Origin of the sequence: Acidovorax sp. Root217 (assembly GCF_001428645.1) — a bacterium.
In the GTDB taxonomy this organism is placed as follows: Bacteria; Pseudomonadota; Gammaproteobacteria; order Burkholderiales; family Burkholderiaceae_C; genus Acidovorax.
Map to the genome: position 1 here is coordinate 498062 of NZ_LMIH01000006.1, position 25307 is coordinate 523368.

The 25307-nt window shown below is 66.8% G+C and carries 23 protein-coding genes; 19 read left to right on the forward strand and 4 right to left on the reverse strand.

Annotated elements, in window-relative coordinates; translation table 11 throughout:
• Positions 1-238: 238 nt before the first annotated feature.
• Positions 239-721: an Lrp/AsnC family transcriptional regulator gene (locus ASE31_RS06270; protein ID WP_057200653.1), complete on the reverse strand. Its 483-nt coding sequence runs from the start codon at positions 719-721 to the stop codon at positions 239-241.
• Positions 722-909: 188 nt separating this feature from the next.
• Here ASE31_RS06270 and ASE31_RS06275 point away from each other — a divergent pair, with 188 nt between their 5' ends.
• The 5 genes from ASE31_RS06275 to ASE31_RS06295 all read left to right on the forward strand — a co-directional run bounded on the left by ASE31_RS06275 (position 910) and on the right by ASE31_RS06295 (position 10464).
• Positions 910-4485 carry an indolepyruvate ferredoxin oxidoreductase family protein gene (locus ASE31_RS06275; RefSeq protein ID WP_057200654.1) on the forward strand — a complete coding sequence of 1192 codons (3576 nt, stop codon included), beginning with the start codon at positions 910-912 and terminating at the stop codon, positions 4483-4485.
• Positions 4486-4786: 301 nt separating this feature from the next.
• Positions 4787-5122 carry a preprotein translocase subunit YajC gene (gene yajC / locus ASE31_RS06280; protein WP_057200655.1) on the forward strand — a complete coding sequence of 112 codons (336 nt, stop codon included), beginning with the start codon at positions 4787-4789 and terminating at the stop codon, positions 5120-5122.
• An 84-nt stretch (positions 5123-5206) separates the two neighbouring features.
• Complete coding sequence (secD, locus tag ASE31_RS06285; RefSeq protein ID WP_057200656.1) at positions 5207-7093, forward strand: protein translocase subunit SecD; 1887 nt, start codon at positions 5207-5209, stop codon at positions 7091-7093.
• A gap of 12 nt (positions 7094-7105) precedes the next feature.
• A complete protein-coding gene (gene secF / locus ASE31_RS06290; protein ID WP_057200657.1) occupies positions 7106-8059 on the forward strand; it encodes a protein translocase subunit SecF in 954 nt (317 codons plus the stop codon).
• A gap of 17 nt (positions 8060-8076) precedes the next feature.
• Entirely contained in the window at positions 8077-10464 is a 2388-nt protein-coding gene (locus ASE31_RS06295) for a DUF1631 domain-containing protein (protein WP_057200658.1), read from the forward strand.
• A 27-nt stretch (positions 10465-10491) separates the two neighbouring features.
• Here ASE31_RS06295 and dprA read toward each other — a convergent pair whose 3' ends face one another.
• Both dprA and ASE31_RS06305 read right to left on the reverse strand, forming a co-directional pair.
• A complete protein-coding gene (gene dprA, locus ASE31_RS06300) occupies positions 10492-11661 on the reverse strand; it encodes a DNA-processing protein DprA (protein ID WP_057200830.1) in 1170 nt (389 codons plus the stop codon).
• Between the two features lie 95 nt (positions 11662-11756).
• Positions 11757-12983 carry a LysM peptidoglycan-binding domain-containing protein gene (locus tag ASE31_RS06305; RefSeq protein ID WP_057200659.1) on the reverse strand — a complete coding sequence of 409 codons (1227 nt, stop codon included), beginning with the start codon at positions 12981-12983 and terminating at the stop codon, positions 11757-11759.
• Between the two features lie 200 nt (positions 12984-13183).
• Between ASE31_RS06305 and def the strand changes: the two genes are divergently transcribed.
• The 12 genes from def to ASE31_RS06365 all read left to right on the forward strand — a co-directional run bounded on the left by def (position 13184) and on the right by ASE31_RS06365 (position 23244).
• The gene (gene def / locus ASE31_RS06310) at positions 13184-13690 is read left to right on the forward strand and encodes a peptide deformylase (protein WP_057200660.1); all 507 of its coding nucleotides are present in this window, start codon (positions 13184-13186) and stop codon (positions 13688-13690) included.
• Positions 13690-14184 (forward strand): hypothetical protein, encoded by a 495-nt coding sequence (locus ASE31_RS06315; protein WP_057200661.1) that lies wholly within the window; start codon positions 13690-13692, stop codon positions 14182-14184. The genes def and ASE31_RS06315 overlap by 1 nt, the downstream gene beginning before the upstream one ends.
• 24 nt (positions 14185-14208) lie before the next feature.
• Complete coding sequence (gene fmt / locus ASE31_RS06320; protein WP_057200662.1) at positions 14209-15198, forward strand: methionyl-tRNA formyltransferase; 990 nt, start codon at positions 14209-14211, stop codon at positions 15196-15198.
• A gap of 65 nt (positions 15199-15263) precedes the next feature.
• Positions 15264-16028 carry an AzlC family ABC transporter permease gene (locus ASE31_RS06325; RefSeq protein WP_235514324.1) on the forward strand — a complete coding sequence of 255 codons (765 nt, stop codon included), beginning with the start codon at positions 15264-15266 and terminating at the stop codon, positions 16026-16028.
• A complete protein-coding gene (locus tag ASE31_RS06330; RefSeq protein ID WP_057200664.1) occupies positions 16025-16360 on the forward strand; it encodes an AzlD domain-containing protein in 336 nt (111 codons plus the stop codon). The genes ASE31_RS06325 and ASE31_RS06330 overlap by 4 nt, the downstream gene beginning before the upstream one ends.
• Before the next feature lie 85 nt (positions 16361-16445).
• The gene (locus tag ASE31_RS06335; RefSeq protein ID WP_057200665.1) at positions 16446-17642 is read left to right on the forward strand and encodes a phosphoglycerate kinase; all 1197 of its coding nucleotides are present in this window, start codon (positions 16446-16448) and stop codon (positions 17640-17642) included.
• A gap of 136 nt (positions 17643-17778) precedes the next feature.
• Positions 17779-18603 carry an orotidine-5'-phosphate decarboxylase gene (gene pyrF, locus ASE31_RS06340; protein WP_057200666.1) on the forward strand — a complete coding sequence of 275 codons (825 nt, stop codon included), beginning with the start codon at positions 17779-17781 and terminating at the stop codon, positions 18601-18603.
• A 64-nt stretch (positions 18604-18667) separates the two neighbouring features.
• Positions 18668-19564 (forward strand): LysR family transcriptional regulator, encoded by an 897-nt coding sequence (locus ASE31_RS06345; RefSeq protein ID WP_057200667.1) that lies wholly within the window; start codon positions 18668-18670, stop codon positions 19562-19564.
• A 76-nt stretch (positions 19565-19640) separates the two neighbouring features.
• Positions 19641-20672, forward strand: coding sequence for a Bug family tripartite tricarboxylate transporter substrate binding protein (locus ASE31_RS06350; RefSeq protein WP_369818179.1), 1032 nt, complete (start codon positions 19641-19643; stop codon positions 20670-20672).
• A 5-nt stretch (positions 20673-20677) separates the two neighbouring features.
• Positions 20678-21679, forward strand: coding sequence for a succinylglutamate desuccinylase/aspartoacylase family protein (locus ASE31_RS06355; RefSeq protein ID WP_057200831.1), 1002 nt, complete (start codon positions 20678-20680; stop codon positions 21677-21679).
• A gap of 118 nt (positions 21680-21797) precedes the next feature.
• Positions 21798-22550: a tyrosine-protein phosphatase gene (locus ASE31_RS06360; protein ID WP_057200669.1), complete on the forward strand. Its 753-nt coding sequence runs from the start codon at positions 21798-21800 to the stop codon at positions 22548-22550.
• Between the two features lie 118 nt (positions 22551-22668).
• Positions 22669-23244, forward strand: coding sequence for a hypothetical protein (locus ASE31_RS06365; protein ID WP_057200670.1), 576 nt, complete (start codon positions 22669-22671; stop codon positions 23242-23244).
• 18 nt (positions 23245-23262) lie between these two features.
• Here the strand turns inward: ASE31_RS06365 and ASE31_RS06370 are convergent, their stop codons facing one another.
• The gene (locus tag ASE31_RS06370) at positions 23263-23787 is read right to left on the reverse strand and encodes a hypothetical protein (protein ID WP_057200671.1); all 525 of its coding nucleotides are present in this window, start codon (positions 23785-23787) and stop codon (positions 23263-23265) included.
• Between the two features lie 129 nt (positions 23788-23916).
• On the opposite strand from ASE31_RS06370, the gene ASE31_RS06375 reads away from it, so the two are divergent.
• Positions 23917-24552 (forward strand): trans-aconitate 2-methyltransferase, encoded by a 636-nt coding sequence (locus tag ASE31_RS06375; protein WP_057200672.1) that lies wholly within the window; start codon positions 23917-23919, stop codon positions 24550-24552.
• Between the two features lie 8 nt (positions 24553-24560).
• Positions 24561-25307 carry a tRNA-uridine aminocarboxypropyltransferase gene (locus ASE31_RS06380; protein WP_369819435.1) on the forward strand — a complete coding sequence of 249 codons (747 nt, stop codon included), beginning with the start codon at positions 24561-24563 and terminating at the stop codon, positions 25305-25307.

Consider the following 25307-nt stretch of genomic DNA (forward strand, 5'->3'; position numbering starts at 1 on the left):
CCGGTCGTGGAGGGGGTGCGCGCGGCAGCTGGGTGGTTCCGCGGTGGTTGTGCCGTGGCGTCGCTGGCTTATACAGCACACCCTGTGGTGAGTCCACGCCCGAACGCCTTGTTACCTTGCAGGGCGTCGGGCAGCGTACCAGCCCTGTGCGCAGCGGCATGTCAGCGCCGATATCCGGCAAAAATAGACCCTGGCGCATGTCCATCCAATGCAATTTGCTACAAAATCAGTAGCGTCATCATTTCGTCCGGGCCAGGTGCGTGAGCGGCAGCGCCCCGCTGGCCTTGACTTCGCCCAGGGAGAAGCTGGTGTGCATGTCTTTCACATTCGGCAGGTTGAGCAGCACGTTGCGCGCGAACTGCGAAAAGCTCTCCAGATCGCGCGCCACCACCTGCAGCTCGAAGGTGCCGGTGCCGCTGATGTAGTGGCAGGCCACGACCTCGGGGATCAGGGCGATCGCGTCTTCCATCTCGCGCGTGAGGTTGCCCGTGCTGCGGTCGGCGTCCAGGCGCACGAAGGCCAGCACCCCGAGGCCGATCTTGTTGCGGTCGATCTCGGCGCGGTAGCCCTTGATGAAGCCTTCTTCCTCCAGCGCACGCACGCGGCGCCAGCATGGCGCGGCCGACAGGCCCACGCGCTGGGCCAGCTCGGCATTGGTCAGCCGGGCATCGGTCTGCAGCTCGTTGAGGATGGCGATGTCGAATTTGTCGAGAGTGTTCACAAAATGACCAATTTAAGAAAGATCCTTTCTCAGAATAGCGCAAATGCGGCACACAACGCAAAGACTTATCAGCGGAGCAGGCATACACTTATCTCACATTGGAGGCGCTGCACTAAACGTGTGGCGCGGCCGTGAACCCCGCCCTCACAAGGGGCGTACCCCACAAAAAAGCCATTGGAGACATAGCCATGAACGCACCACTGCCCGAGCACATCCGCAAGGCCCTAGAAACTGTCACTCTGGATGACAAATACGCCTTGGACAGTGGCCGGGCCTTCATGAGCGGGGTGCAGGCCCTCGTTCGCTTGCCCATGCTGCAGCGCCAGCGCGATGCGATGGAGGGGCTCAACACGGCCGGCTTCATCAGCGGCTATCGCGGCTCCCCCCTGGGTACCTACGACCAATCCCTGTGGGCCGCCAAGAAGCACCTGGCGGCGAACAACATCGTCTTCCAGCCCGGGGTGAACGAGGAACTCGGCGCGACGGCCGTGTGGGGCACGCAGCAGCTGGACCTGTACCCGCAGAGCAGGAAGTTCGACGGCGTCTTCGGCATCTGGTACGGCAAGGGCCCGGGCGTGGACCGCTGCTCGGACGTGTTCAAGCACGCCAACATGGCCGGCACCGCCAAGCATGGCGGGGTGATCGCCATTGCCGGCGACGACCACATCAGCAAGAGCAGCACGGCCGCGCACCAGAGCGATCACATCTTCAAGGCCTGCGGCACGCCGGTGTTCTTTCCGAGCAGCGTTCAGGAAATCCTGGACATGGGTCTGCACGCCTTTGCCATGAGCCGTTTTTCGGGCGTGTGGTCGGGCATGAAGACCATCCAGGAAGTGGTCGAATCGTCGAGCAGCATCTCGGTGGACCCGGATCGCGTGAAGATCGTGATGCCCGAGGACTTCGTGATGCCGCCCGGCGGCCTGCACATCCGCTGGCCCGACGCGCCGCTGGAGCAGGAGGCGCGCCTCATGGACTACAAGTGGTACGCAGCCCTGGCCTATGTGCGCGCCAACAAGCTCAACTACAACGTGATCCAGGGGCCCAACGACCGCTTCGGCATCATCGCCAGCGGCAAGGCCTACAACGACACGCGCCAGGCCCTGGTGGACCTGGGCCTCGATGACGACACCTGCCGCCAGCTCGGCATCCGCGTGCACAAGGTCAACGTGGTCTGGCCGCTCGAGGCCACCATCACGCGCGATTTTGCCCAGGGCCTGCAGGAGATCCTGGTGGTCGAGGAAAAGCGCCAGGTCATCGAATACCAGCTCAAGGAAGAGCTGTACAACTGGCGCTCGGACGTGCGCCCCCATGTGCTGGGCAAGTTCGACGAGCCCGAGGGCGATGCCACCGGCGGCGAATGGTCCATGCCCAACCCCAGCCAGAACTGGCTGTTGCGCGCCAAGGCCGACCTGACGCCCGCCATCATCGCCAAGGCGATCGCCAAGCGCCTCAAGAAGCTCGGTGTGTCGAGCGACATCATCGCGCGCATGGATTCGCGCATCGCCGTCATCGAGGCCAGCGAGCGCGCGATGGCCGAGCTCAAGGTGGACACGGGCGAGCGCGCCCCCTGGTTCTGCAGCGGCTGCCCGCACAACACCAGCACCCGCGTCCCCGAGGGCTCGCGCGCCGTGGCCGGCATTGGCTGCCACTACATGGCCAACTGGATGCCCGACCGCAACACCTCCACCTTCACGCAGATGGGTGGCGAGGGCGTGACCTGGGTGGGCCAGGCACCGTTCACCACCGACCAGCATGTGTTTGCCAACCTGGGCGACGGCACCTACTTCCACAGCGGGCTGCTGGCCATCCGCCAGAGCATCGCCGCAGGCACCACCATCACCTACAAGGTGCTCTACAACGACGCCGTGGCCATGACCGGCGGCCAGCAGGTGGGCGAGCGGCCCGAGGGCCATTCGGTGCTGCAGATCATGAACAGCCTGAAGTCCGAGGGCGTGGTCAAGCTCATCATCGTGACCGATGAACCGCAGAAGTACGACGGCGTGGCGCTGGCCGAAGGCGTGACGGTGCACCACCGCGACGAACTCGACACGCTGCAGCGCCAGTTCCGCGAGATCAAGGGCTGCACGGTCATCATCTACGACCAGACCTGCGCCACCGAAAAGCGCCGCCGCAGGAAGCGCGGCACCCTGGCGACGCCGGACAAGACCGTGGTCATCAACGACCTGGTGTGCGAGGGCTGCGGCGATTGCTCCACCAAGTCGAACTGCCTGAGCGTGGAGCCGGTGGAGACGGAATTCGGCCGCAAGCGCCGCATCAACCAGAGCACCTGCAACAAGGACTACTCCTGCGTGAACGGCTTCTGCCCGAGCTTCGTCACGGTGGAAGGCGGCAAGCTCAAGAAGCCCAAGAAGGAAAAGAAGGGCGACCTGGCCAGCCTGCCGGCCATCCCGGACCCGGTACTGCCGGTGGCCGAGACGGCCTGGGGCATCGTGGTCGGCGGCGTGGGCGGCACGGGCGTGATCACCATCGGCTCTTTGCTGGGCATGGCCGCGCACCTGGATGGCAAGGGCGTCATCACCCAGGACGCCGGTGGCCTGGCCCAGAAGGGCGGCGCCACCTGGAGCCACATCCAGATCGCCAACCGCCCCGAGGCCATCTACACCACCAAGGTCGATACCGCCAAGGCCGACCTGGTGATCGGCTGCGATTCCATCGTCGCCGCGCACAAGTACACCCTGGCCGTGATGCAGCCGGGCCGCACCTTCGTGGCCCTCAACACGCATGGCACGCCCACGGCGGCCTTCGTGACCAACCCGAACTGGCAGTTCCCCGGTGCCAACTGCGACAGCGCCATCGAGGCGGCCGTGGGGGCCGGTGGCGTGGGCAGCTTCGATGCCGAGCAGGTTGCCACCCAACTGCTGGGCGACAGCATCTACACCAACCCGCTGATGCTGGGCTACGCATGGCAGAAAGGCCGCGTGCCGCTGACGTTCGCTTCGCTGATGCGCGCCATGGAACTCAATGGCGTGCAGGTGGACAACAACAAGGCAGCGTTCGAATGGGGCCGCCGCTGCGCCCATGACCTCAAGGCCGTGCAGTCGCTGTTCCAGGCCGCGCAGGTGATCGAGTTCGTCAAGAAGCCTTCGCTGACCGAGATGCTGTCCAAGCGTGTGGACTTCCTCACGGGTTACCAGAACGCCGCCTACGCCTCCGAGTACACGGCCTTCGTGGAAAAGGTGCGGGCCGCCGAGGGCAAGCTGGGCGCCGGCACCCGCCTGTCGGAGGCGGTGGCCCGCTATCTGTTCAAGCTCATGGCCTACAAGGACGAGTACGAGGTGGCGCGCCTGCACACCGACAAGGCCTTCACGGACAAAATCGCGAACATGTTCGAAGGCGATTACAAGCTGGTGCACCACCTGGCACCGCCCATGACGGCCAAGAAGAACGACCGTGGCGAGTTGGTCAAGCAGCCATTCGGCCCGTGGATGCGCAGCGCCTTCGGCGTGCTGGCCAAGCTCAAGGGCCTCCGCGGCACCGCGTTCGACGTGTTTGGCCGCACCGAGGAGCGCCGCATGGAGCGCGCGCTGATCGTGGAGTACCGCGCCTCGATCGACGAGTTGCTGCAGGGCCTGACGGCCGACAACCTGGGGCTGGCCGTCGACATCGCGCGCATTCCCGAAGACATTCGCGGCTACGGCCATGTGAAGGAGCGCCACCTGGCCACGGCCCGCCCCAAGTGGGACGGCCTGATGGCCCAATGGCGCCAGGGCGGTGCCGTGCGGGCCGAGCGCAAGGCCGCTTGAAGTTGGGCGGCGTGGCCGCACCTTTCTCGCAGAGCCCGCGCTTGCGCGGGCTTTTTGCTATCAGGAGTGTAGCGTCACCTCCTTTGCTGGTTTGCCCTGGGCGGCATTGTGTAGCGGGGCGTGGCGGTGGCGCCCGGCAGGCCGGTGGCAGGCAACAAACACCCGCCGCCGGCTTGGGTCATACCCCTTGGGGGCGTGGCAAGGGCCCGCATACAATGTCCTGTTGCGCCCAGCGCGCGCCTTGGCGCTCGCTGCAGGCGGTTTTCAGTGTGTTTTGACCATCCGTTGTGGAGTTTCGTCCGTGTTTATTTCTTCTGCTTTTGCCCAGACTGCTCCCGCCGCCGCTGCGGGCGGTGGTGACATGATGTCCTCGCTCACCGGCATGCTGCCCCTGGTGCTCATGTTCGTGGTGCTGTACTTCGTCATGATCCGCCCCCAGATGAAGAAACAGAAGGAGCACCGCGCCATGATCGACGCCATTGCCAAGGGCGATGAAGTGGCGACGGCTGGCGGCATCGTGGGCAAGGTCACGCGCCTGTCCGAAGGTTTCCTGCACATCGAGATCGCCAGCGGCGTTGAAGTTCAGCTGCAGCGCAGCGCCGTGGTGCAGGTCCTGCCCAAGGGCTCGGTCAAGTAAGGCCTTCCAGCCCCCTGTATCCGGGGCGTTCCGGCCTGCAAGGGCGGCGCCCCCTGAAGCTTTCCAAGAGGCAAGAGCGCGATCATGAACCGATATCCGGTGTGGAAGTACGCGATCCTGGTGATCGTGCTGCTGGTGGGGACCCTGTACACCCTGCCCAATTTCTTCGGCGAGGCGCCTGCCGTGCAGGTGTCGTCCGCCAAACCCTCTGCCGTGAAGGTGGACACCTCCGTACTGCAGCGCGTGGAAGAGGCGCTCAAGGCGGCCAACATCACGCCGGTGTCGGTGAGCCTGGAAGGCAATTCCGTGCGGGCGCAGCTCGATTCGGTGGAGACCCAGGGCAAGGCCAAGGACGCAATCCAGAAGGTCCTGGTTCCCAACGAGTCCGACGTCTCCTACGTGGTGGCGCTGAACATGTTCTCGCTGTCCCCCAAGTGGCTGACCTCGATCCACGCCATGCCCATGTACCTGGGCCTGGACCTGCGCGGTGGCGTGCACTTCATGCTCCAGGTGGACATGCAGGCCGCACTGACCAAGAAGGCCGAGTCGTATGCCGGCGATCTGCGCACCCTGCTGCGCGACAAGAGCATCCGCCATGGCGGCATCAGCCGCGATGGCCAGACCGTCGAAGTGCGCCTGCGCGACGAAGCCACGCTCACGGCGGCGCGCAACCTCATCAGCGACCAGTTCCCCGACCTGGTGAGCACCAGCGTGCCGGACGGCAGCGAATTCAAGCTGCGCGCCAGCATCAAGCCCGAGGCCACGCGCCGCGTGCAGGAGCAGGCGCTCAAGCAGAACATGGTCACGCTGCACAACCGGATCAACGAACTGGGCGTGGCCGAACCCGTGATCCAGCAGCAGGGGCTGGACCGCATCGTGGTGCAACTGCCCGGCGTGCAGGACACGGCCAAGGCCAAAGACATTCTGGGCCGCACCGCCACGCTCGAAGTGCGCATGGTCGATGAGGGCACTGAAGCCCGCGCCGCCGAATCGGGCCGCGGCCCGGTGCCGTTCGGCTCCGAGCGCTACCCCGAGCGCAACGGCCAGCCCGTGGTGGTCAAGAAGCAGGTCATCCTGACCGGCGAAAACCTGACCGACGCCCAGCCCGGCTTCGACGGCCAGACCCAGGAGCCCACCGTGAACCTCACGCTGGACGCCAAGGGCTCGCGCATCTTCCGCGACATCACACGCGAGAACATCGGCAAGCGCATGGCCATCGTGCTCTTCGAAAAGGGCAAGGGCGAAGTGGTGACGGCCCCCGTGATCCGCAGCGAAATCGGCGGCGGCCGGGTGCAGATCTCGGGCCGCATGACCACGGCCGAAGCCAACGACACGGCCCTGCTGCTGCGCGCCGGTTCGCTGGCTGCGCCCATGGAGATCATCGAGGAATACACCATCGGCCCGAGCCTGGGTGCCGACAACATCGAGCGCGGCATCCACAGCGTGGTCTGGGGCCTGGCGGCCATCGCGGCCTTCATGTGCTTCTACTACATGCTGTTCGGCGTGTTTTCCAGCATCGCGCTGGGGGTCAACGTGCTGCTGCTGATGGCCGTGCTGTCCATGTTGCAGGCCACGCTCACGCTGCCGGGCATTGCGGCCATGGCGCTCGCCATCGGCGTGGCCATCGACTCCAACGTGCTGATCAACGAGCGCATCCGCGAGGAACTGCGCGCGGGCATGTCGCCACAGGCGGCTATCAATACAGGTTACGAGCGCGCCTGGGCGACCATCCTGGACTCCAACGTGACCACACTGATCGCCGGCCTGGCGCTGCTCGCCTTCGGCTCCGGCCCGGTGCGCGGCTTTGCCGTGGTGCACTGCATCGGCATCCTGACCAGCATGTTCTCGGCCGTGTTCTTCTCGCGCGGCCTGGTGAACCTGTGGTACGGACGCCAGAAGAAGCTCAAGAGCGTATCGATCGGCCAGGTCTGGAAGCCGGACGCCGATACCGCTGTGGCCAAAACGAACTAAGGGGCAACGGCCATGGAATTCTTCCGCATCAAAAAAGACATCCCCTTCATGAAGCACGCGTTGATCTTCAACGCGATCTCCTTCATCACCTTTGCGCTGGCCGTGTTCTTCCTGCTCACGCGCGGGCTGCATCTGTCGGTGGAGTTCACGGGCGGCACGGTCATGGAAGTGGCCTACAGCCAGCCGGCCGAGCTGTCCAAGGTGCGCGAGACGGTATCGGCGCTGGGCTACCCGGACGTGCAGGTGCAGACCTTCGGCTCCGCACGGGATGTGATGATCCGCCTGCCCGTGCAAAAGGGCGTGACCTCCGCGCAGCAGAGCGAGGGCGTTCTGAAGGCCCTCAAGGCTGCGGACGCAGAGGTGACGCTGCGCCGTACCGAGTTCGTCGGTCCGCAGGTCGGCGAGGAGCTCGTGCACGGCGGCCTGATGGCGCTCGGGATGGTGGTGGTGGGCATCATGATCTACCTGGCCTTCCGCTTCGAGTGGAAGTTCGGGGTGGCGGCCATCATCGCCAACCTGCACGACGTTGTGATCATCCTCGGATTCTTCGCGTTCTTCCAGTGGGAGTTCTCGCTCTCGGTGCTGGCCGCCGTGCTGGCCGTGCTGGGGTATTCGGTCAACGAGTCGGTCGTGATCTTCGACCGGATCCGTGAGGCCTTCCGCAAGTACCGCAAGATGACGACGCACGAGGTGATCGACCACGCCATCACCAGCACCATGAGCCGCACCATCATCACCCACGCCTCCACCGAGGCGATGGTGCTGTCGATGTTCTTCTTCGGTGGCCCGAGCCTTCATTACTTTGCACTCGCGCTGACCATTGGTATCCTGTTCGGCATCTACTCGTCGGTGTTCGTGGCTGCGGCAATCGCCATGTGGCTGGGCGTGAAGCGCGAAGACCTGATCAAGACCACCACCAAAAAGGACGGCGATCCCAACGATCCCAACGCCGGGGCCACCGTCTGAACCGCTAATATTGGCGCATGCAAAACTCCCCTGCTCCCTCACCGCAGCGCCGCCTGGCACGCCTGGCACGCCAGCGGTTCGTCGAGGGGATGGGTGCAGGGATGGCGGAGCTGGACAAGACCGTCGCTGATTTCCTGGGCGCCCTGATCGCGCAGACCGGTACCGCGCGCGAGATGCAGTCCCGGCGCGACACCTGGATGCTGTACCAGCAACTGCATGCCAAATGGGTGTCTGCCACCACCCACGCCTGGCAGGAGGCGCTGGCGCCCCATGCCAGCGCGCGGCCTGGCCTGACGGCTTCGGCTGGCAGCAACAACAACCTGTCGTTCGAGCTGCTCAGCGACGACGTGGTGGAAAACAAGATCGTCGCCTCGCGCATGGCGCTGACCGTGGCCGAACAGGCGGGAGCGCAGTTCGATGCGCTGCGCCAGCGCACCCAGTCGCTGGAAGGCCAGGAGATCGACAGTAATGACATTCTGCGCCCCGAAACCATCTGCCTGCTGCTGGTGCAGCAGTGGGTGGATGCGGGGCTGCCGCGCACCGACCTGCTCATCGTGGTCGACCCCCTGCAGCGCGAGCTGGCGAATGTGCTGCAAAAGCAGTACCAGGCCGTGAATGCCTTCTACGTGGAGCAGGGCGTGGCCGTGCCCTCGGACCTGCGCTCGCGTGTCAAGCGCACGGTAGGTGGCGCTACGGGCGCAGGTGGTGGCATGGGCGGCGATTCCGGTGCCGGTGGCCTGGCGTCGCAGGCGCTGGCCCAGTCGCGCGAGGCGATGGCTGCAGGCCGCCAGGCGGCGGCAGGCATGTACCCGCAACAGATGCACCCCCAGCACATGCAGGCGCGCATGCACCAAGGCCAGGGTTACCCCATGCCCCCTGGTGGCATGGGCTTTGCAACCGGCATGACGCCGCTGATCCGGGCGCGCCAGCGGGCGCAGGGCGTCATGGGCCAGCTGCGCCGGTTGCTCACGCAGCCTGCCACGGGCTTCGACATGATCAAGGCGCCGCCGGCTTCGGCCGCCCTGGCGCATGCACTGTCGGCGCAGCGCGTGCAAGCAGACACCTACTACAGCGGCATCGCCACGCTGATGGAGGACTACAGCCCGGCGGCCGTGGTGCAGCTGGCCGGGGCCGTGCGCGAGCGCTCCACCGAGTTCAAGAACAAGGCCTCCACCGCCGGTGAAAAAGCCATCATCGAGGTGGTGGCCCTGATGTTCCAGAGCATCCTGGCCGAAGACCGCATCCCGCCCGCCGTGCGCGTGTGGTTCGCGCGCCTGCAGGTACCGGTGCTGCGCGTGGCGCTGGCCGAGCCCGAGTTCTTCAGCAACCTGGACCATCCCGCGCGCCAGCTGATCGACCGCATGGGCGCCTGCGTGATGGGCTTTGACTCCACCAGCATCAACGGCAGCGCCCTGGAGGCCGAGATCCGTCGGGTGGTGCAGGTGATCGAGCAGTACCCGGAAACCGGCCGCCGCGTGTTCCAGCTGGTCTACGACGAGTTCGAGAAATTCCTCTCCAAGTTCCTTACCGAAAAGCAGGCCACTTCGCGCCTGGTCTCCGTGGCCCAGCAGGTCGAGCAGAAGGAAACCCTGGCCATCCAGTACACCATCGAGCTGCGCACCATGCTCAAGGACATGCCGGTGCGCGACGAGATCCGCGAATTCCTGTTCAAGACCTGGGCCGAGGTGCTGGCCCTGTCGGCAGTGCGCGATGGCGCCCAGCATGCCGACACCATCACCCTGAAGCGCACCGCCGCCGACCTGGTCTGGGCCGCCAGTGCCAAGCCCAACCGCAGCGACCGGGCGCAGGTCATCCAGAACCTGCCCGGCTTGCTGCAGCGCCTGCGCCAGGGTCTGGCGCTGATGGGCATCCACGATGCGCCGCAGGACGCGCTGATCAAGACGCTGACCGACACGCTGGCCGATGCCTTCCTGTCCAAGACCGCGTCGATCCCGCAGGCGCACATCGACGCCATGGCCAAGCGCCTGGCCAATCTCGAGGATTTCATCAACGACGCCACGCTGGGAGACATGCCCCTCAATGCCGACAACATCGAGATGATGCTGGGCATCGATGCCTCGTCCATCCACGTGGTGGCCGACAACGGGGCCCCCGTGGACGAGGGCATGGTCGTCTGGGCCCAGGAACTCAAGCCCGGCACCTGGTACACGCTCGACCACAACGGCTCTTCGGCCCAGGTGCAGTACGCCTGGCAGAGCCAGCGCAAGCAACTGCACCTGTTCGCCGCGGTGGACGGCAGCAGCTACCTGATCCAGCTGCGGCGCCTGGCCGCCTATCTGCAGGCAGGCCTGCTCGTGGCGCAGGACGAGGAAGGTATCACCACCCGCGCCACGCGCGATGCGCTGGCCAAGCTGGACGCCAACCCGGAACGCCTGCTGGGCTGAAATGTCCAGCCGCTTCGGCGGTTGGGGTCACGCCATGCCGACGCGCTGGAACAAGCCGCCCGGCAGGCGCGCGACGTTGCCCGCCAACTCCAGCTCCAGCAGTTGCACCTGCAGCCCTGCGGCATCCATGCCGGTGCGGGCGAGCAGTGTATCCAGGCCCATGGGGTCATATCCCAGGGCCTGCAGCAAGGGGCTGTCCTGCCGCGAATGCTCGCGGCCAAGGCCTTGCGGGCCAGAGGCGGCGGCCGAGGAGGTGGCCGCAGCAGGCAGGCTCAATTCCTCCAGCACGTCCTGGGCGGACTCCACCAGCTTGGCGCCCTGGCGGATGAGCGCGTGGCATCCCCGGGACTGGGGTGAGTGGATGGAGCCCGGGATGGCGAACACCTCGCGGCCCTGCTCCGCCGCCAGCCGGGCCGTGATCAGCGAGCCCGAGGCGAGGGCTGCCTCGACCACCAGCGTGCCCTGCGAAAGCCCGGAAATGATGCGGTTGCGCTTGGGGAAGTTGGGTGCCAGCGGTGGTGTGCCCAGTGGGTACTCGCTCACCAGCAGTCCCTGCCGGGCGATGCGGTGTGCCAGCGCCCGGTTGGCTGCCGGGTAGACCCGGTCCAGGCCCGTTCCCACCACGGCGATGGTCGCGGGGTGGTCTTCCTCCAGGTCTGCGCTCTCCAGTGCGCCCTCATGGGCGGCAGCGTCCACCCCCAGCGCCAGGCCGGAGACGATGGTGAGGCCGGCACCGTGCAAGGCCCTGGCGAACTGCCGGGCATGTTCCGCGCCCTGGGCCGTCGGATTGCGGCTGCCCACCACGGCCAGGCAAGGGCGTTCGCCCAGCGGCTGCTCGGATGACAGGCGTGCCGCAGGACCCATCAGGTACAGCAGCAACGGGGGATCATCGGTGTTCAGGAGGATACGGGGATAGCCGACATCACCCAGGGTGAGCAGCGTCCGGGCGGCAGCCCCGGGCTCAGGTGCATCCTGCAGCCATTCCCAGGTGGTTTCCACCAGGTCGGCCAGGGTGGGCGGAATGGCACGCAAGGCCTTGGCCTGGGCAGGGGTCACGCACTCCAGCAAAGCGGCTTCCGACTGGTCAAAAATGGCTTGCGGCAGACCGAACCGGGCCAGCAGAAGGCGCGCGGCGGCATTGCCCACGCCGCGCGACAGCGTCAGCCTGAGCCAGGCCTGCAACTCATCGTGATCCATGGGCATGGCGTTGCCTGGATGGCTTCAGGGAGAGGGTTGGCGCCATCCTCCCGTGCACCTGGGCGATAGCACCCAGGTGGGGGAGGGATGGCAGTTCACTCCTGCGGGCTGACCAGCCGGTCGCCCACGCGCACGCCGGTGCGGATCTCCAGGATCAGCGCGTACGAGACCCGGTCGAAGGTGCGGAACACCATGGCCAGGCCATTGATCTCGCTGGGCAGCTTGACCATGGGGAGCTTGGGATCGGTCTTGTCCTTGATGGTGTCGCCCTTGGTCATCAGGCGCATCACATGGCCGACTTCCATGCCGTTGCGCGTGCCCAGGTTGATGGCCACCACCTGGTTCTGGCCCGCCGAGCCAGCCGAGGCCCCGGAGGCGGAGCTGCCGTAGATGGACACCACGCGGGCCTCGACACCGTCCTGGGGTGCACGGGGCACATAGCTGATGAATTCGCGTGCGGGCGCGGGCAGCAGCCGGTCACCGGCACGGATTTCTTCCTTGGCACCCGTCAGGTCCACGGTGGCGGGGACGTAGTCGGTCTGGATGCCGCCCTTGCCGTTGGAGGACTTCTCGAAGCTCTCGCCGCGCACCAGTTCGGCCTTGCCCAGGTACTGCGCCTCATACCCCAGGACCTCGCCGGTCTGGGGGTCCTTGAGGGCGACTGCATCACGGAACACGCGGAACTGGCGCGGCTCGCCCGGCTCCATCGTCAGCGGCGTGGCCGCGTCTCCGCGCACATAGGCGCGGTCGCCGCTGGCCATCAGCACGCGCTCTTCCACGGTCGCAATCACGCGCGGGGCGCGTTGCAGTACGCTCGCGTCCACCACCATCGGCTCCACGAGGAAAGGCTCGATCAGGTGCGGCTTGAGCGTCGGCAATGCCGTGCTGGACAGGCTGTCGCTGCGGGTGCTAGGGGATACGCGCACGGTGTCCGAGGATCCGCTGCCGCCCGGTGCCGTGGTGCGCAGGCGGGCAAAGCCACCGTCCTTGTCCAGGTACAGCGTCTGGCCGGGGAAGATCAGGTGCGGGTTGGGCAGGGCCTGCATGTTCATGCCCCACAGTTCGGGCCAGCGCCAGGCGCTCTTGAGGTACAGGCCGGAAATGCCCCACAGGGTGTCACCGCGCTTGACCACGTACACGTCGGGCGCATTGGGCGCCAGATCGGCCACGGGAATGCCGCGCTGCGACACCTCCTGCGCCTTGGCACGCTGCTGGCCGGAAACGGGGTGATTTTGCGCCTGGACCGGTGCGACGAGCAAAGCGCCTGCGGCCACGGTCAGGGCGCCCAGGGCGGTAAGCCGCGCGCTGGTGAATGCCGTCATGTTGTTCCTTTTCTGATGCATTGTGAAACGCCCCCTCACTGGCGTCCGCGCTGCACAGCACATGCAGGCAGCCGGACAAATACGTTACAAACCATCTGAGATTCTCTGCTCAAGCCCTTGATTCGGCAACGATTATTGAGTTGAGTATCTGCAGCATGGGGCAAAAGTGGCGAAAATAGCGACATCTATTACCCGATTCCATGGCAATTCTCCCCATTCTCTGTTATCCGGACCCCCGGCTTCACAAGGTCGCACGACCGATCGAAGCCGTGGATGCGCGCCTGAAGACCCTGGTGGCCGACATGCTGGCCACCATGTATGACGCCAATGGCATCGGCCTGGCGGCCACCCAGGTGGACGTGCACGAGCGCCTCGTGGTCATCGACGTCTCCGAAGGGCGCAACGAGCCCCTGGTGCTGATCAACCCCGAAATCGTCTGGGCCAGTGCCGAAAAGCACGTCAATGACGAGGGCTGCCTCTCGGTGCCCGGCATCTACGACGGGGTCGAGCGCCACGATGCGGTGCATGTGAAGGCGCTGGACGCCGAGGGCCAGTCGCGCACCATCGAGGCCGAGGGCCTGCTGGCGGTCTGCATCCAGCACGAGATGGACCACCTGCTGGGCAAGGTCTTCGTCGAATACCTATCGCCATTGAAGCGCAACCGCATCAAGACCAAGATGGTCAAGCAGCAGCGGGAGACCCGCTGATGCGTCCGCCCCGCCTCCTGCGCGGCGCCGCAGCGCTGGCGCTGGTGGCGGGCTTGGCCGCGTGCGCCGTGCCCTCGCGCGAGCCCCTGGGCACCCCGCGCGCCCAGGTCGTGGCGCACCTGGGGCCACCCACTGCGGTCCACGCCCTGCCGCAGGGCGAGCGCCTGCTGTATTCGCAGTTGCCCGCCGGCACCGAGGTGTACAACCTGGATTTCGACGTCACTGGCCGCCTGGTGCGCACCGAGCAGGTCCTGACCCAGGCCCGGCTCGAAAGCATCCCGCTGGACCAATGGACCCTGGCCGACCTGCAGCGCACCTTCGGCCCGCCGCTGCGCGTGGAGCGGGTGGCCCGCTGGGACGGTGACATCTGGACCTACCGCTTCAAGCAGGGGGCCGATCCGCGTTTTGCCCATGTCCATCTGGACCCTGCCGGCACAGTGCGCCGCATCGGCTTCACCGACGACATTCCCAATACCGACAAAGGACGAGACTGATCGTCTTTGTTGCAGAAAAGCCCCATGAACGTCATTTTTGCCGGCACGCCCGAGTTCGCCCGCGTGGCCTTGGAGCGCTTGCTGAAGGCCGGCTTCACCGTCCCTCTGGTTCTGACCCAGCCTGACCGCCCTGCCGGCCGGGGCATGAAACTGCAGGCCTCCCCCGTCAAACAGTGCGCCCTGGACCACGGCATCGCCGTGGCGCAGCCCAGGAGCCTGCGGCTGGACGGCAAGTACCCCGAGGATGCCGCCGCCGCGCGCGAGGCCCTGCTGGCCGCCCGGGCCGACACCATGGTGGTGGCCGCCTATGGCCTGATCCTGCCCCAATGGGTGCTGGACCTGCCGCGCCTGGGTTGCCTGAACATCCACGCCAGCCTGCTGCCGCGCTGGCGTGGTGCGGCGCCCATCCACCGCGCCATCGAGGCCGGGGATGCCGAGACCGGCGTCACCATCATGCAGATGGATGCCGGGCTGGACACGGGTGACATGCTGTTGACCGAACGCACGGCCATTTCCGTCACCGACACCACCGCTGCGCTGCATGACCGGCTCGCGGACCTGGGTGGACGGATGATCGTGGAAGCGTTGGAGATGGCCGCCTGCGGTGGCCTTGCCCCTGTGGTGCAGCCTGCCGAGGGGGTGACCTATGCGCACAAGATCGAAAAAGCCGAGAGCAGCGTCGACTGGTCGCTGCCGGCCCAGGCCATAGACCAGCGCATCCGCGCCTTCGATCCCTTCCCCGGTGCCAGCACCCGTCTGGGGGCTGAAACGATCAAGCTGTGGGGTGCATCGCCCGAGGCGATGGACGCACCCGCAGGTGCCGTGCCCGGGCAGGTCCTGGCCGCCGATGCTTCCGGTGTCATTGTGGCCTGCGGCATAGGCTGCCTGCGCCTGACCACCCTGCAGCGCGCGGGCGGCAAGCGCCTGGCGGCCGCCGATTTCCTGCGCGGTTTCGACGAGCTGCAGCCCGGCGCCGTGCTGGGCAGTGCCTCTGACGCCAGCGGCACGCCATGAGCACGCTGGCGCAGAAGGTCTCCCGCACGGTCCGCGATCCCCATTTCCGCCTGGCTGCCGTGGACATGGCGGGCACCTCCCTGGGCATTGCCGCCTGGGGCCTGGTGACCGGCGTGGCCATGGTCAAGAGCGGCATGTCCGTGTCGCTGGCGCTGTTCATGTCGCTGGTGGTCTATGCGGGCAGCGCCCAACTGGCCGTGATCCCGCTGCTTACCGTGGGAGCGCCGCTGTGGGTGATCTGGCTCACGGCCTCGTGCGTGAACCTGCGCTTCGTCATTTTCAGCAGCATGTGGCGCAGCTACTTTGCCCATCGGCCCCTGCGCGAGCGCTTGGCCATTGGCTACTTCAGCGGTGACGTGATCTATGTGGCCTTCATGAAGCGCTTTCCTGAGCCCAGGCCCCAGCCCGAGCAGATGCCTTACTTCTGGGGGGCGGCCACCACCAACTGGATCGCCTGGCAGGTGCCGTCCATCGCCGGCATCCTGCTGGCCAATGCCGTGCCGCTGTCCTGGGGCCTGGGCTTTGCGGGTGTGCTGGCGCTGCTGGGCGTGCTGCTGTCGCTGCTGTTCGACCGGGCCACCTGGCTGGCCACCGGCGTGGCGGCCACGGCCGCCGTGGCCGCCTTTGCATTGCCGCTCAAGCTCAACATCCTGGTGGCCATTGCGGCTGCCGTGGCGGTGGGGCTGATGATCGAGGCGGTGGACCGGCGCCGCAAGAACCGCCACCCCGAAATGTTGCTGGTGCCCGCCAACAGCGTCATGCCGCCCGAGGAGCGCCAGCACATGAAGGATGGCGACGTGGTGCCCCTGCGCGAGGAGCGCCACCCATGAGCGGCCACTGGATCGAGACCACCATCGCCATCCTTGGCCTGGCCATCATCACAGTGGTGTCGCGCGCCTTCTTCATGATCCCCGAGCGCGAGCTGCCCCTGCCCGACTGGCTCAAGCGCGGCCTCAAGTACGCACCGCTGGCCGCGCTCACGGCCGTGATCGCGCCCGAAATCCTCATGACCCAGGGCGAACTGCTCGACACCTTCAAGGACGCGCGCCTGCCGGCCGTGCTGCTGGCGAGCGCCTACTACTTCTGGAAGCGCGGCATCCTGGGCACCATCGTCGTGGGGATGGTGGTGTACCTGCCGCTGCACATCGGCTGGGGCTGGTAGGCCAGGGAGGCGGCAGGGGCGGGCGGGACGCCCGCCTAAAATGGGTGCCCTGATCTCAGTGCCCCCATCCAGGAATCCTTTTCGCATGAACATCCTCCGCTTTTCCGATCTGTGCGCCCAGGGCAAGGCCCAAGGCCAGCGCGTCTTCATCCGTGCCGACCTGAACGTGCCGCAGGACGACCGTGGCGCCATCACCGAGGACACGCGCATCCGCGCCTCCATCCCCTGCATCCAGATGGCGCTGGACGCCGGCGCCGCCGTCATGGTCACCAGCCACCTGGGCCGCCCCACCGAAGGCGAGTTCAAGCCCGAGGACACCCTGGCCCCTGTGGCCGCGCGCCTGGGCGAACTGCTGGGCCGCGAGGTGCCCCTGGTCTCCAACTGGGTCGACGGCGTCAGCGTGGCCCCCGGCCAGATCGTGCTGCTGGAGAACTGCCGCCTCAACGTGGGCGAGAAGAAGAACAAGGAAGAGCTGGCGCGCAAGATGGCCGCACTGTGCGATATCTTCGTGAACGACGCCTTTGGCACGGCCCACCGTGCCGAGGGCACGACCTACGGCATCGCCCAGTTCGCGCCCATCGCCTGCGCCGGCCCGCTGCTGTCGGCCGAGATCGACGCGCTGACCAAGGCCCTGGCCCAGCCCCAGCGCCCGCTGGTGGCCATCGTGGCCGGCTCCAAGGTGTCGAGCAAGCTCACCATCCTCAAGGCCCTGGCCGACAAGGTGGACCAGCTCATCGTGGGCGGCGGCATCGCCAATACCTTCATGCTGGCCGCCGGCCTGCCCATCGGCAAGAGCCTGGCCGAACCCGACCTGGTGGAAGAAGCCCGCGCCGTCATGGCTGCGATGAAGGCCCGTGGCGCCGACGTGCCGATCCCCACCGATGTGGTCACGGCCACGGCCTTCTCCGCCGATGCTCCCTCCACGGTCAAGGCGGCCGCCGACGTCGGTGCCGACGACCTGATCCTGGACATCGGACCCGAAACGGCCGCCCGCCTGGCCGAAAAACTCAAGTCGGCCGGCACCATCGTCTGGAACGGACCGGTGGGGGTGTTCGAGTTCGCTGCCTTCGAAAATGGCACGCGCGCGATTGCCGCTGCCATTGCCGAATCGCCTGCATTCAGCATCGCCGGGGGGGGAGATACTCTGGCCGCCATCGCCAAATACGGGATCGAGAAACAGGTGGGCTATATCTCTACCGGCGGGGGGGCGTTTCTGGAGGTGCTGGAAGGCAAAACGCTGCCGGCTTTCGAGATATTGGAAAAACGCGCAGTTACAAATTAATGAATTTGGTTGCACTTATCGCGCGCTGATAAAGGCCGTTTCGACGGCCTTTTTTGCGGCCGTGCGAGGGGTTCGCAGGGATGAAGGCACCACCGCCAGCCCTTTCCCGGGCCGGGCCCGCCTAAAATCGGGCCCCATGACCTTTCTAGACATGCTGCGCGACGCGTCCGCACAGAACAACTCCATGCTGTGCGTGGGCCTGGACCCCGAGCCCACCCGTTTTCCCGCCGCGCTCAAGGGCGATCCCCGCAAGATCTACGATTTCTGCGCTGCCATCGTCGATGCCACGGCCGACCTGGCCTGTGCCTTCAAGCCCCAGATCGCCTACTTTGCCGCCCACGGGGCAGAAGACCAGCTCGAACGCCTGATGCAGCACATGCGTGCCAACGCGCCGCATGTTCCGGTCATTCTGGACGCCAAGCGCGGCGACATCGGCTCCACCGCCGAGCAGTACGCCAAGGAGGCGTTCGAGCGCTACGGTGCCGACGCGGTCACGCTGTCGCCCTTCATGGGCTTCGATTCCATCGAACCCTACCTGGCCTACCACGGCAAGGGTGCCTTCCTGCTGTGCCGCACCTCCAACCCCGGGGGGGACGACCTGCAGATCCAGCGCCTGGCCAGCGTGGAAGGCCAGCCCCTGCTGTACGAGCACGTGGCGCGCCTGGCCCAGGGCCCGTGGAACCGCAACGGCCAGCTCGGCCTGGTGGTGGGTGCCACCTACCCGCAGGAGATCGAGCGCGTGCGCGCCATCGCGCCCACGCTGCCGCTGCTGATCCCGGGCGTCGGTGCCCAGGGTGGCGACGCGGTGGCCACCGTGCGCGCCGGCCTGCGCGAGGGCGGGCCGATCATCGTCAACTCGTCGCGTTCCATCCTCTATGCCTCGGGTGGCGAGGACTTTGCCGCCGCGGCGCGCACCGAAGCCGAGCGCACCCGGGCGGTGCTGGAAGCGGCCCGCGGCTGATGACCCCCGGCGCGCGGCAGGCCCGTGCGTCCACGCGCGCAGCGTTCACGGCAAGGATCCCTCGATGCAACTGAAGTGGCTGGAGGATTTCATCGTGCTCGCTCAGGAGCGCAGCTTCACGCGCGCGGCCGAGTTGCGGCATGTCACCCACCCGGCCTTCGGGCGGCGCATCCGGGCGCTGGAGGAATGGGCTGGCACGCCCCTGGTGGAAAAGGGCGGTGGCCCGGTGACGCTGACGGCCGCCGGCAAGCGCTTCCTGGAGACGGCCGGGCAGATGGCCCGCAGCCTGGCCCAGTCGCACGAAGAAATGCAGAGCATGGCCGGGCGCACCGCCCGCACCGTGACCATCGTCACGGGCCGCACGCTGGCGCGCACCCTGCTGGCCGACTGGCTGGTGCGGCTGCCGCGCGCACTGCACGCCAGCGAGCTGTGCATCCGCACCGGCTCCCTGGCCGAGACGGTGGCTCAGCTCGAGCGCAGCGAGGCCGACTTCTCCCTGGTCTACCACCACACCGCCCTGGCCGTGCGGCTCGATGCCCGGCAGTTCAGCCACGTGACGGTGGCCAGTGACCGGATGGTGCCTGTGTCGCGCGCGACCACCCAGGGCCTACCGCAACACCGTTTTGAGCCCGGAGGTCCCGCCACGGCCTACCTGGCCTATGCGCCACAGCTTGCCCTGGGCCGGCTGGTGGAGGACCACCTGGCCAACCACCCCCATGCGCCCCGACTGCAGCGCGTGGTGGAATGCGACTCGCCCGATGCCCTGTACGAATACACCTTGCGCGGGGTCGGTGTGGCCTGGCTGCCGTGGTCCCTGGTGCATGCCGACTGCAAGGCCCAGCGCCTGGCGCTGGCAGGCGATGCGCGCATGGAGGTGCGCTTCGATGTGCGCCTGTACCGCCCCAAGCGCCGATTGATGCCGCTGGCCGAGGCGTTCTGGCAGGCGTTCGCGCAACGCTGAGCGCAACTGCAGTCGAGCCAAGACGGCACGGATCGGTGCCATTTCGGCACCATGATGGCATGGCTACTTTCTCACAATGGCTTACATACCAAGCCCCAAACCCCACCCGATCAGGAGTCCCATTGTGAAAAACCCGACCCATTTCGCTCGCCGCACCGCACTGTTGTGTGCCCTGGCCTCCTGCTTCGCCGTGGCCCCGGCTCTGGCGCAGGACGCTTTCCCCTCCAAGCCGATCACCATCGTCGTGGGCTATCCGCCGGGCGGCAGTACCGACCTCACAGGGCGTGCGGTGGCGCAGGAACTGGGCGCCAAGCTGGGCGTGCCGGTGGTGATCGAGAACATCGGCGGAGCCGGCGGCTCCATTGGTGCCCAGAAGGTGGCCAGCGCCGCACCCGATGGCTACACGCTGCTGGTCGGTGCCAGCAACGAGATTGCCATCAACAAGCTGGTGACCAAGAAGGTCAAGTACGACGTCAAGGATTTCACGGCCATCGGTCTCGTGGCCTCCCAGCCGTTGGTGCTGGTGGCATCCACCGGTGCAGGCGTGAAAAACGTCGCCGAATTCACGCAGAAGGTGGCCAAGAGCCCTGGCAAGTACAGCTACGGCAGCTCGGGCGTGGGCACCTCGCTGCACCTGGCCGGTGAAATGGTCAAGGAGCAGGGCAAGCTTTTCATGGCCCACATCCCCTACCGGGGCGTAGCGCCGCTGACCAACGACCTGCTGGGCAACAACCTCGAGTACGGCGTGTTCGTGCTCTCCAGCGGCCTGCCCCACATCAAGAGTGGCAAGGTGATCGCGCTTGGCACCACCGAGGCCAAGCGGTCCGCTGCGACCCCGGATATCCCTGCCCTGGCCGAATCGCCCCAGTTCAAGAGTGTGGACATCGGCGTGTGGTTCGCCCTGCTCGGCCCGGCCAACCTGCCCAAGCCGGTGTTCGACAAGATCAAGAAGGCGCTCAACGAGACGCTGCAATCGCCCGACTTCCGTAAGAAGATGGAGGCCAGCGGCTCCACCGTGGCGGCCACGAATGTGAACCTGGACCAGTACTTGGCGGCCGAGGTGGCCAAGTACAAGAAAATCGTCGAGTTCGCCAAGATCGAGGAATGATGGGCATGACTGCAGTGACGACATCCCCGCAGCCCCTGGTCTTCGAACTGCCCGCGCCCGACATCAGCGCCTGGCGCGCGGGCAATACCGGCACCGAAGGCGTCTGGCACTTCGATTCGGGCCTGGGCGGCCGCCACGTGATGATCAGCGCCCTGGTGCATGGCAACGAGCTGTGCGGTGCCTGGGCCCTCAAGGGCCTGCTGGAAGCCGGGCTGCGCCCCGCACGCGGAAAGCTCACGCTGGCGTTCTGCAACATCGAAGCCTTCGACCGGTTCGACCCGCTGAGCCACGATGCTTCGCGCTTCACCGACGAAGACCTCAACCGCCAATGGCTCGACGAGCGCATTGACGCTGGCGACACCATCGAGCGCCGCCGTGCCGCAGCCCTGCGCCCCTTCGTGGCCCAGGCCGACTGGCTGCTGGACATCCACTCCATGCACGAGCCCTCGGCGCCGCTCCTGCTCACCGGCATACAGCCGCGCAACCTGCAACTGGCGCGTGCCATGCGCTCGCCCGAGCACATCGTGGTCGATGCCGGTCACAAGGACGGCGTGCGCATGCGCGACTACGGGCGCTTCGGTCTGGGTGACGGGGATGGCGTGGGCCAGGGTGGGGACACCCGCTCCCTGCTCATCGAATGCGGCTTCCATGGAGACCCGGCGAGCCGCGCCGTGGCGCAGGACCAGTGCGTGCGTTTCATCGAACAGTCGGGTGTGCTCGATGCCGATGCGCTGGCCCGGCAGTTTCCCGGCTGGCGCCTGCCCGATGCGCCGCGCCAGTGGGCGCTCGAAGTCACCGGGCCGGTGGTGGCCACCAGCAGCGCCTTCCGCTTCGTGGAGCCCTACACGGGCCTGGAAGTGATCGCCAAGGCCGGTACCGTGATTGGCGACAACGACAGTGTGCCCGTCACCACGCCCTACGACGACTGCGTGCTGGTGATGCCCTCGGTGCGACAGGCGCGTGCGGGCGTGACGGTGGTGCGCTACGCGAGCCGCCGCGCACTTTAAAGGCCGCCCTCTCAGGCCGTGGTCCTGAGCCGCAGGGCTACTGCCTGCGCGACAGGCAGGGGGCCTGGGTGTCGTATAAGCTCAGGCACCCTCCCCAGCCCTTCCTGTCCGAACTGCCATGCAACAAGACCCCGCCCGTTCTCTTCCCATGGCCGGCGCCACCAACTTCCGCGATCTGGGCGGCTATGCCGGGCAGGGTGGCCGGACCGTGAAATGGCGCCGCATCTTCCGCTCCGACCACCTGGCCGGCCTGACCCCGGCCGACCAGGCCCTGCTGGCCGAGCTGGGCGTGACCCGCGCCATCGACTTTCGCGGCAAGGCCGAGGGCGCGGCCTATGCCTATGCGATCCCCGGCGTGGCCTACCACCCGCTGGTCATCGAGCCCACCGTGGTGCAGCGCGCGCTGGAGCTGCAGGCCACCGGCCGTGCGCTCACCGCGCAGGACGCCGTGGTTCTCATGCAGGACACCTACCGCGGCTTCGTGCACGAGAACGCACCGCGCTTTGCCGAGCTGTTCCGCCTGCTGCTGGCCAGCGACGCACCCACGGTGTTCCACTGCACCGCCGGCAAGGACCGCACCGGCTTTGCAGCCGCCCTCATCCTGATGGCCCTGGGCGTGCCGCGCGAAACCGTGATGCAGGATTACCTGCTCACCAACAACCTCTACCGCCGCCCCGCCGGCATGGGCAGCCACGCGCCCGAGGAGGTGCTGGCCGTGCTGTGGCGCGTGCAGGAGGAATTTCTCGACGCTGCGCTGCACATGGTGGACCAGGACTATGGCGGCGTGCAGACCTACCTGGTGGACGTGCTCGGGGTGGATGCTGCGGCGCAGCGGCAACTGGTGGAGCAGTACCTGCAGCCTGCTGCGTGAGGGCCATCGGCTGCGGGGGAGTTCGTTACACGCGGATACTTGAGTCGCTCTCGCAGCCACTGCAGCGGTGGCATAGTGCACGACTTTCTCGCTGACCGACTCTCGAAAGAATCTCCGAATGAATTTCCGCAAGCAATGCCTGCGTGCCGGCCTGGTCCTTGCCCTGTCGTTTGCCGCCCTGTCCCCGGTGGCCATGGCGGCGCAGACCGACGCCGAGCGCCAGACCGTGATCATGTCCATGTTCAAGGAAGGTGCCGTGCTGACCGAAGAGGTGCACCGTGAATTCTGGTCCGGCCTTCAGGACCCCGAGGCCGCAGTGAGCCGCAGCGCCATGGAGCGCGTGGCCTTTGCGCTCAAGAACAACATCGAGCTCGAGCGCGCCACCGTGGTGAGCTACAAGGCCAGCATCAAGCAGCGCAAGCCGGTGGTGGACAAGAGCTACGAGTCGGCCCTCAAGACGCGCCTGGAGATGATGCGCATGCGCAACCTGGCCACCGACTCCGTGCTGGCCCGGGACAAGGAGTTCCGCGATTCGCTGGTGGCCGTTTCCAAGGGCAAGCCCGTGGAGACCAACGGCACCAGGATCACCATGACCAACGAGCTTATCGACCAGGCACTGGTGCGGCTCGAAGCCTCCTACGCGCGGCTGGAACGTCTGCTCAATCCCGTCTGGACGGCCTCCCCGGGCAAATAGCCTGCAACACGCCCCGGGTCAGCGCGGCATGGACGCCGCTCTCTGGGCCTTCTGGGCCTCCTGGGCCTCTCGGGCCCATTGCGGCTTCGCCGCCCTCACCGCTTCGGTGAAGCGATCCACCGTGGTGCCCACGTTGCGCATCGAGGCCAGCAGGTCCTTGTCTCGCTCGCCACTGCGCGCCAGGGGCTCCAGTCCGTCCACGTAGATGCGCACGGCGTGCTGCATGCAGTCGGGCATGGGTTCGGTCAGGAAATACTGGCGCAATTGCAGATGCAGGTCGCGCATCCGGCGCATGGTGGCAAGAGGGTCCGCCGCCTCGGTATCGTGTGTGCTGGTCAGGTGTTCCACGGCCGCGAAATTGTCTCCGATGCGGGCGCGCCAGACCCGCAGCTGGCGAGTGTCCTCGCACGAGAAGGCCTGGGCCGCGTTCGCAGGCGGTGGCCTGGAGCAGGCGGCCAGCAGCATCAGCGACCACACCAGCAACAAGAGCGTGCAGTGCCTCGCAATGGACAGGTGCGGGGAGCGGCAATTGATCAGGTGCATCGGCGGTCAGGCGTGATCCATGAAGGGCTGTGTCCCATTGTGCCGTGGCGCAGGGAGTGCGAACCACGGCGGGTGGCCACCCTCGGCGATACTCCAGCGCAAGGCGGTCCCTCCGCCAAGGAACAAGGAATGGCAGTGACATCTGCAAGCAATGCAGGCCAGAGTGCCGGTGCCGATGGTTTCGATGCGGCCTACTACGAGCGCTTTTACTTCAACAAGAAGACCAGCGTGGTGGACCCCGCACACACCGAGCGGCTTGGTGCCTTCGTCTGCAGCTACCTGCAGTACCTGCGCGTGCCGGTGAAACGCGTGCTGGATGTGGGCTGCGGCATCGGGCTGTGGCGCGACCTGGTCGCGCGCCACTTTCCGCAAGCGACTTTTCACGGCGTGGAATTCAGCGAGTATCTGTGCGGCCGCTTTGGCTGGGAGCAGGGCTCGGTGGTCGACTACAAGGCGCGCACGCCCTACGACCTGGTGATCTGCCAAGGCGTGCTGCCCTACCTGAACGAGACCGACGTGCAGACGGCCCTGCGCAACCTGGCCCGGCTCAGCCGCGGCGCCCTGTATGTGGAGGCCGTCACGCGCGAAGACTGGGAGCAGGACATCGTGGACGAGACGCTGACCGACCCGCGCATGTTCCGCCACCCTGCGCAGCTGTACCGCCGCACGCTGGCCGAGGGCTTCACCGAGCTGGGTGGCGGTGTGTGGCTGAGCCCCAAGACCGAGTTGCCGCTGTTTGCGCTTGAGCACGCGGGCGGCCAGTGACGGCTGCCATGCCCGTGCCGGCGATGCCCCACGCCGTGTCGCGCCTGCGTGCGGCGCGCCTGGCGCGTGCGGCCAAGCCTTTTCTCGCCCGGGGCGGACCGCGCGGCGAGCGCTGCCCGGGCTGCCGCCTGGTGCCCAGCCACTGCCTGTGTGCCCTGCGTCCGCTGCTCACTCCGCAGGCAGGCGTGTGCCTGCTGATGGCCGACATCGAGCCGCTCAAGCCCAGTAACACCGGCTGGCTGATCGCCGACGTGGTGGCCGACACCTGGGCCTTCGGCTGGGCGCGCACCGAGGTCGACCCAGCCCTGCTCACCCTGCTGGCCGATCCGCAGTGGCAGCCCTGCGTGGTGTTCCCCGGCGAGTTCGTGGCGCCCGAGCGCGTGGTGACGGCGGTGGAGCCGGTGCAGGGCGGCAGGCGCCCGCTGTTCATCCTGCTCGACGCCACCTGGCCCGAGGCGCGCAAGATGTTCCGCAAGAGCCCTTACATCGATGCGTTTCCGGTGCTGAGCCTCGCACCCGAGCAGCTCTCGCGCTACCGCCTGCGCCGCTCCACGCGCGAGGACCATTTCTGCACTTCCGAAGTGGCCGCGCTGTGCATGGAGCTGGCGGGTGAGACCCACGCCGCGCAGACGCTCGAGGCCTACCTCGACGTGTACACCAACCACTACCTGCAGTCCAAGCACCAGTTGCCCGTGGACCTGGGCGACGAGGTGCACCAGCGCCTGGAGACGCTGCGCCTTCCAGCGCGGGCCTGA

What these genes read in the sequence shown, in the direction of transcription:
- ASE31_RS06325 (WP_235514324.1), top strand. Translation starts at nt 15,264, where the DNA reads ATGGCGGGCACCTCCCTGGGCATTGCCGCCTGGGGCCTGGTGACCGGC.
- ASE31_RS06350 (WP_369818179.1), top strand. Translation starts at nt 19,641, where the DNA reads ATGGCTTACATACCAAGCCCCAAACCCCACCCGATCAGGAGTCCCATT.
- ASE31_RS06295 (WP_057200658.1), top strand. Translation starts at nt 8,077, where the DNA reads ATGCAAAACTCCCCTGCTCCCTCACCGCAGCGCCGCCTGGCACGCCTG.
- ASE31_RS06275 (WP_057200654.1), top strand. Translation starts at nt 910, where the DNA reads ATGAACGCACCACTGCCCGAGCACATCCGCAAGGCCCTAGAAACTGTC.
- ASE31_RS06375 (WP_057200672.1), top strand. Translation starts at nt 23,917, where the DNA reads ATGGCAGTGACATCTGCAAGCAATGCAGGCCAGAGTGCCGGTGCCGAT.
- ASE31_RS06370 (WP_057200671.1), bottom strand. Translation starts at nt 23,787, where the DNA reads ATGCACCTGATCAATTGCCGCTCCCCGCACCTGTCCATTGCGAGGCAC.
- ASE31_RS06355 (WP_057200831.1), top strand. Translation starts at nt 20,678, where the DNA reads ATGACTGCAGTGACGACATCCCCGCAGCCCCTGGTCTTCGAACTGCCC.
- ASE31_RS06335 (WP_057200665.1), top strand. Translation starts at nt 16,446, where the DNA reads ATGAACATCCTCCGCTTTTCCGATCTGTGCGCCCAGGGCAAGGCCCAA.
- secD (WP_057200656.1), top strand. Translation starts at nt 5,207, where the DNA reads ATGAACCGATATCCGGTGTGGAAGTACGCGATCCTGGTGATCGTGCTG.
- fmt (WP_057200662.1), top strand. Translation starts at nt 14,209, where the DNA reads ATGAACGTCATTTTTGCCGGCACGCCCGAGTTCGCCCGCGTGGCCTTG.
- def (WP_057200660.1), top strand. Translation starts at nt 13,184, where the DNA reads ATGGCAATTCTCCCCATTCTCTGTTATCCGGACCCCCGGCTTCACAAG.
- ASE31_RS06345 (WP_057200667.1), top strand. Translation starts at nt 18,668, where the DNA reads ATGCAACTGAAGTGGCTGGAGGATTTCATCGTGCTCGCTCAGGAGCGC.
- ASE31_RS06365 (WP_057200670.1), top strand. Translation starts at nt 22,669, where the DNA reads ATGAATTTCCGCAAGCAATGCCTGCGTGCCGGCCTGGTCCTTGCCCTG.
- ASE31_RS06360 (WP_057200669.1), top strand. Translation starts at nt 21,798, where the DNA reads ATGCAACAAGACCCCGCCCGTTCTCTTCCCATGGCCGGCGCCACCAAC.
- ASE31_RS06380 (WP_369819435.1), top strand. Translation starts at nt 24,561, where the DNA reads ATGCCCGTGCCGGCGATGCCCCACGCCGTGTCGCGCCTGCGTGCGGCG.
- ASE31_RS06305 (WP_057200659.1), bottom strand. Translation starts at nt 12,983, where the DNA reads ATGACGGCATTCACCAGCGCGCGGCTTACCGCCCTGGGCGCCCTGACC.
- secF (WP_057200657.1), top strand. Translation starts at nt 7,106, where the DNA reads ATGGAATTCTTCCGCATCAAAAAAGACATCCCCTTCATGAAGCACGCG.
- ASE31_RS06330 (WP_057200664.1), top strand. Translation starts at nt 16,025, where the DNA reads ATGAGCGGCCACTGGATCGAGACCACCATCGCCATCCTTGGCCTGGCC.
- pyrF (WP_057200666.1), top strand. Translation starts at nt 17,779, where the DNA reads ATGACCTTTCTAGACATGCTGCGCGACGCGTCCGCACAGAACAACTCC.
- dprA (WP_057200830.1), bottom strand. Translation starts at nt 11,661, where the DNA reads ATGGATCACGATGAGTTGCAGGCCTGGCTCAGGCTGACGCTGTCGCGC.
- ASE31_RS06315 (WP_057200661.1), top strand. Translation starts at nt 13,690, where the DNA reads ATGCGTCCGCCCCGCCTCCTGCGCGGCGCCGCAGCGCTGGCGCTGGTG.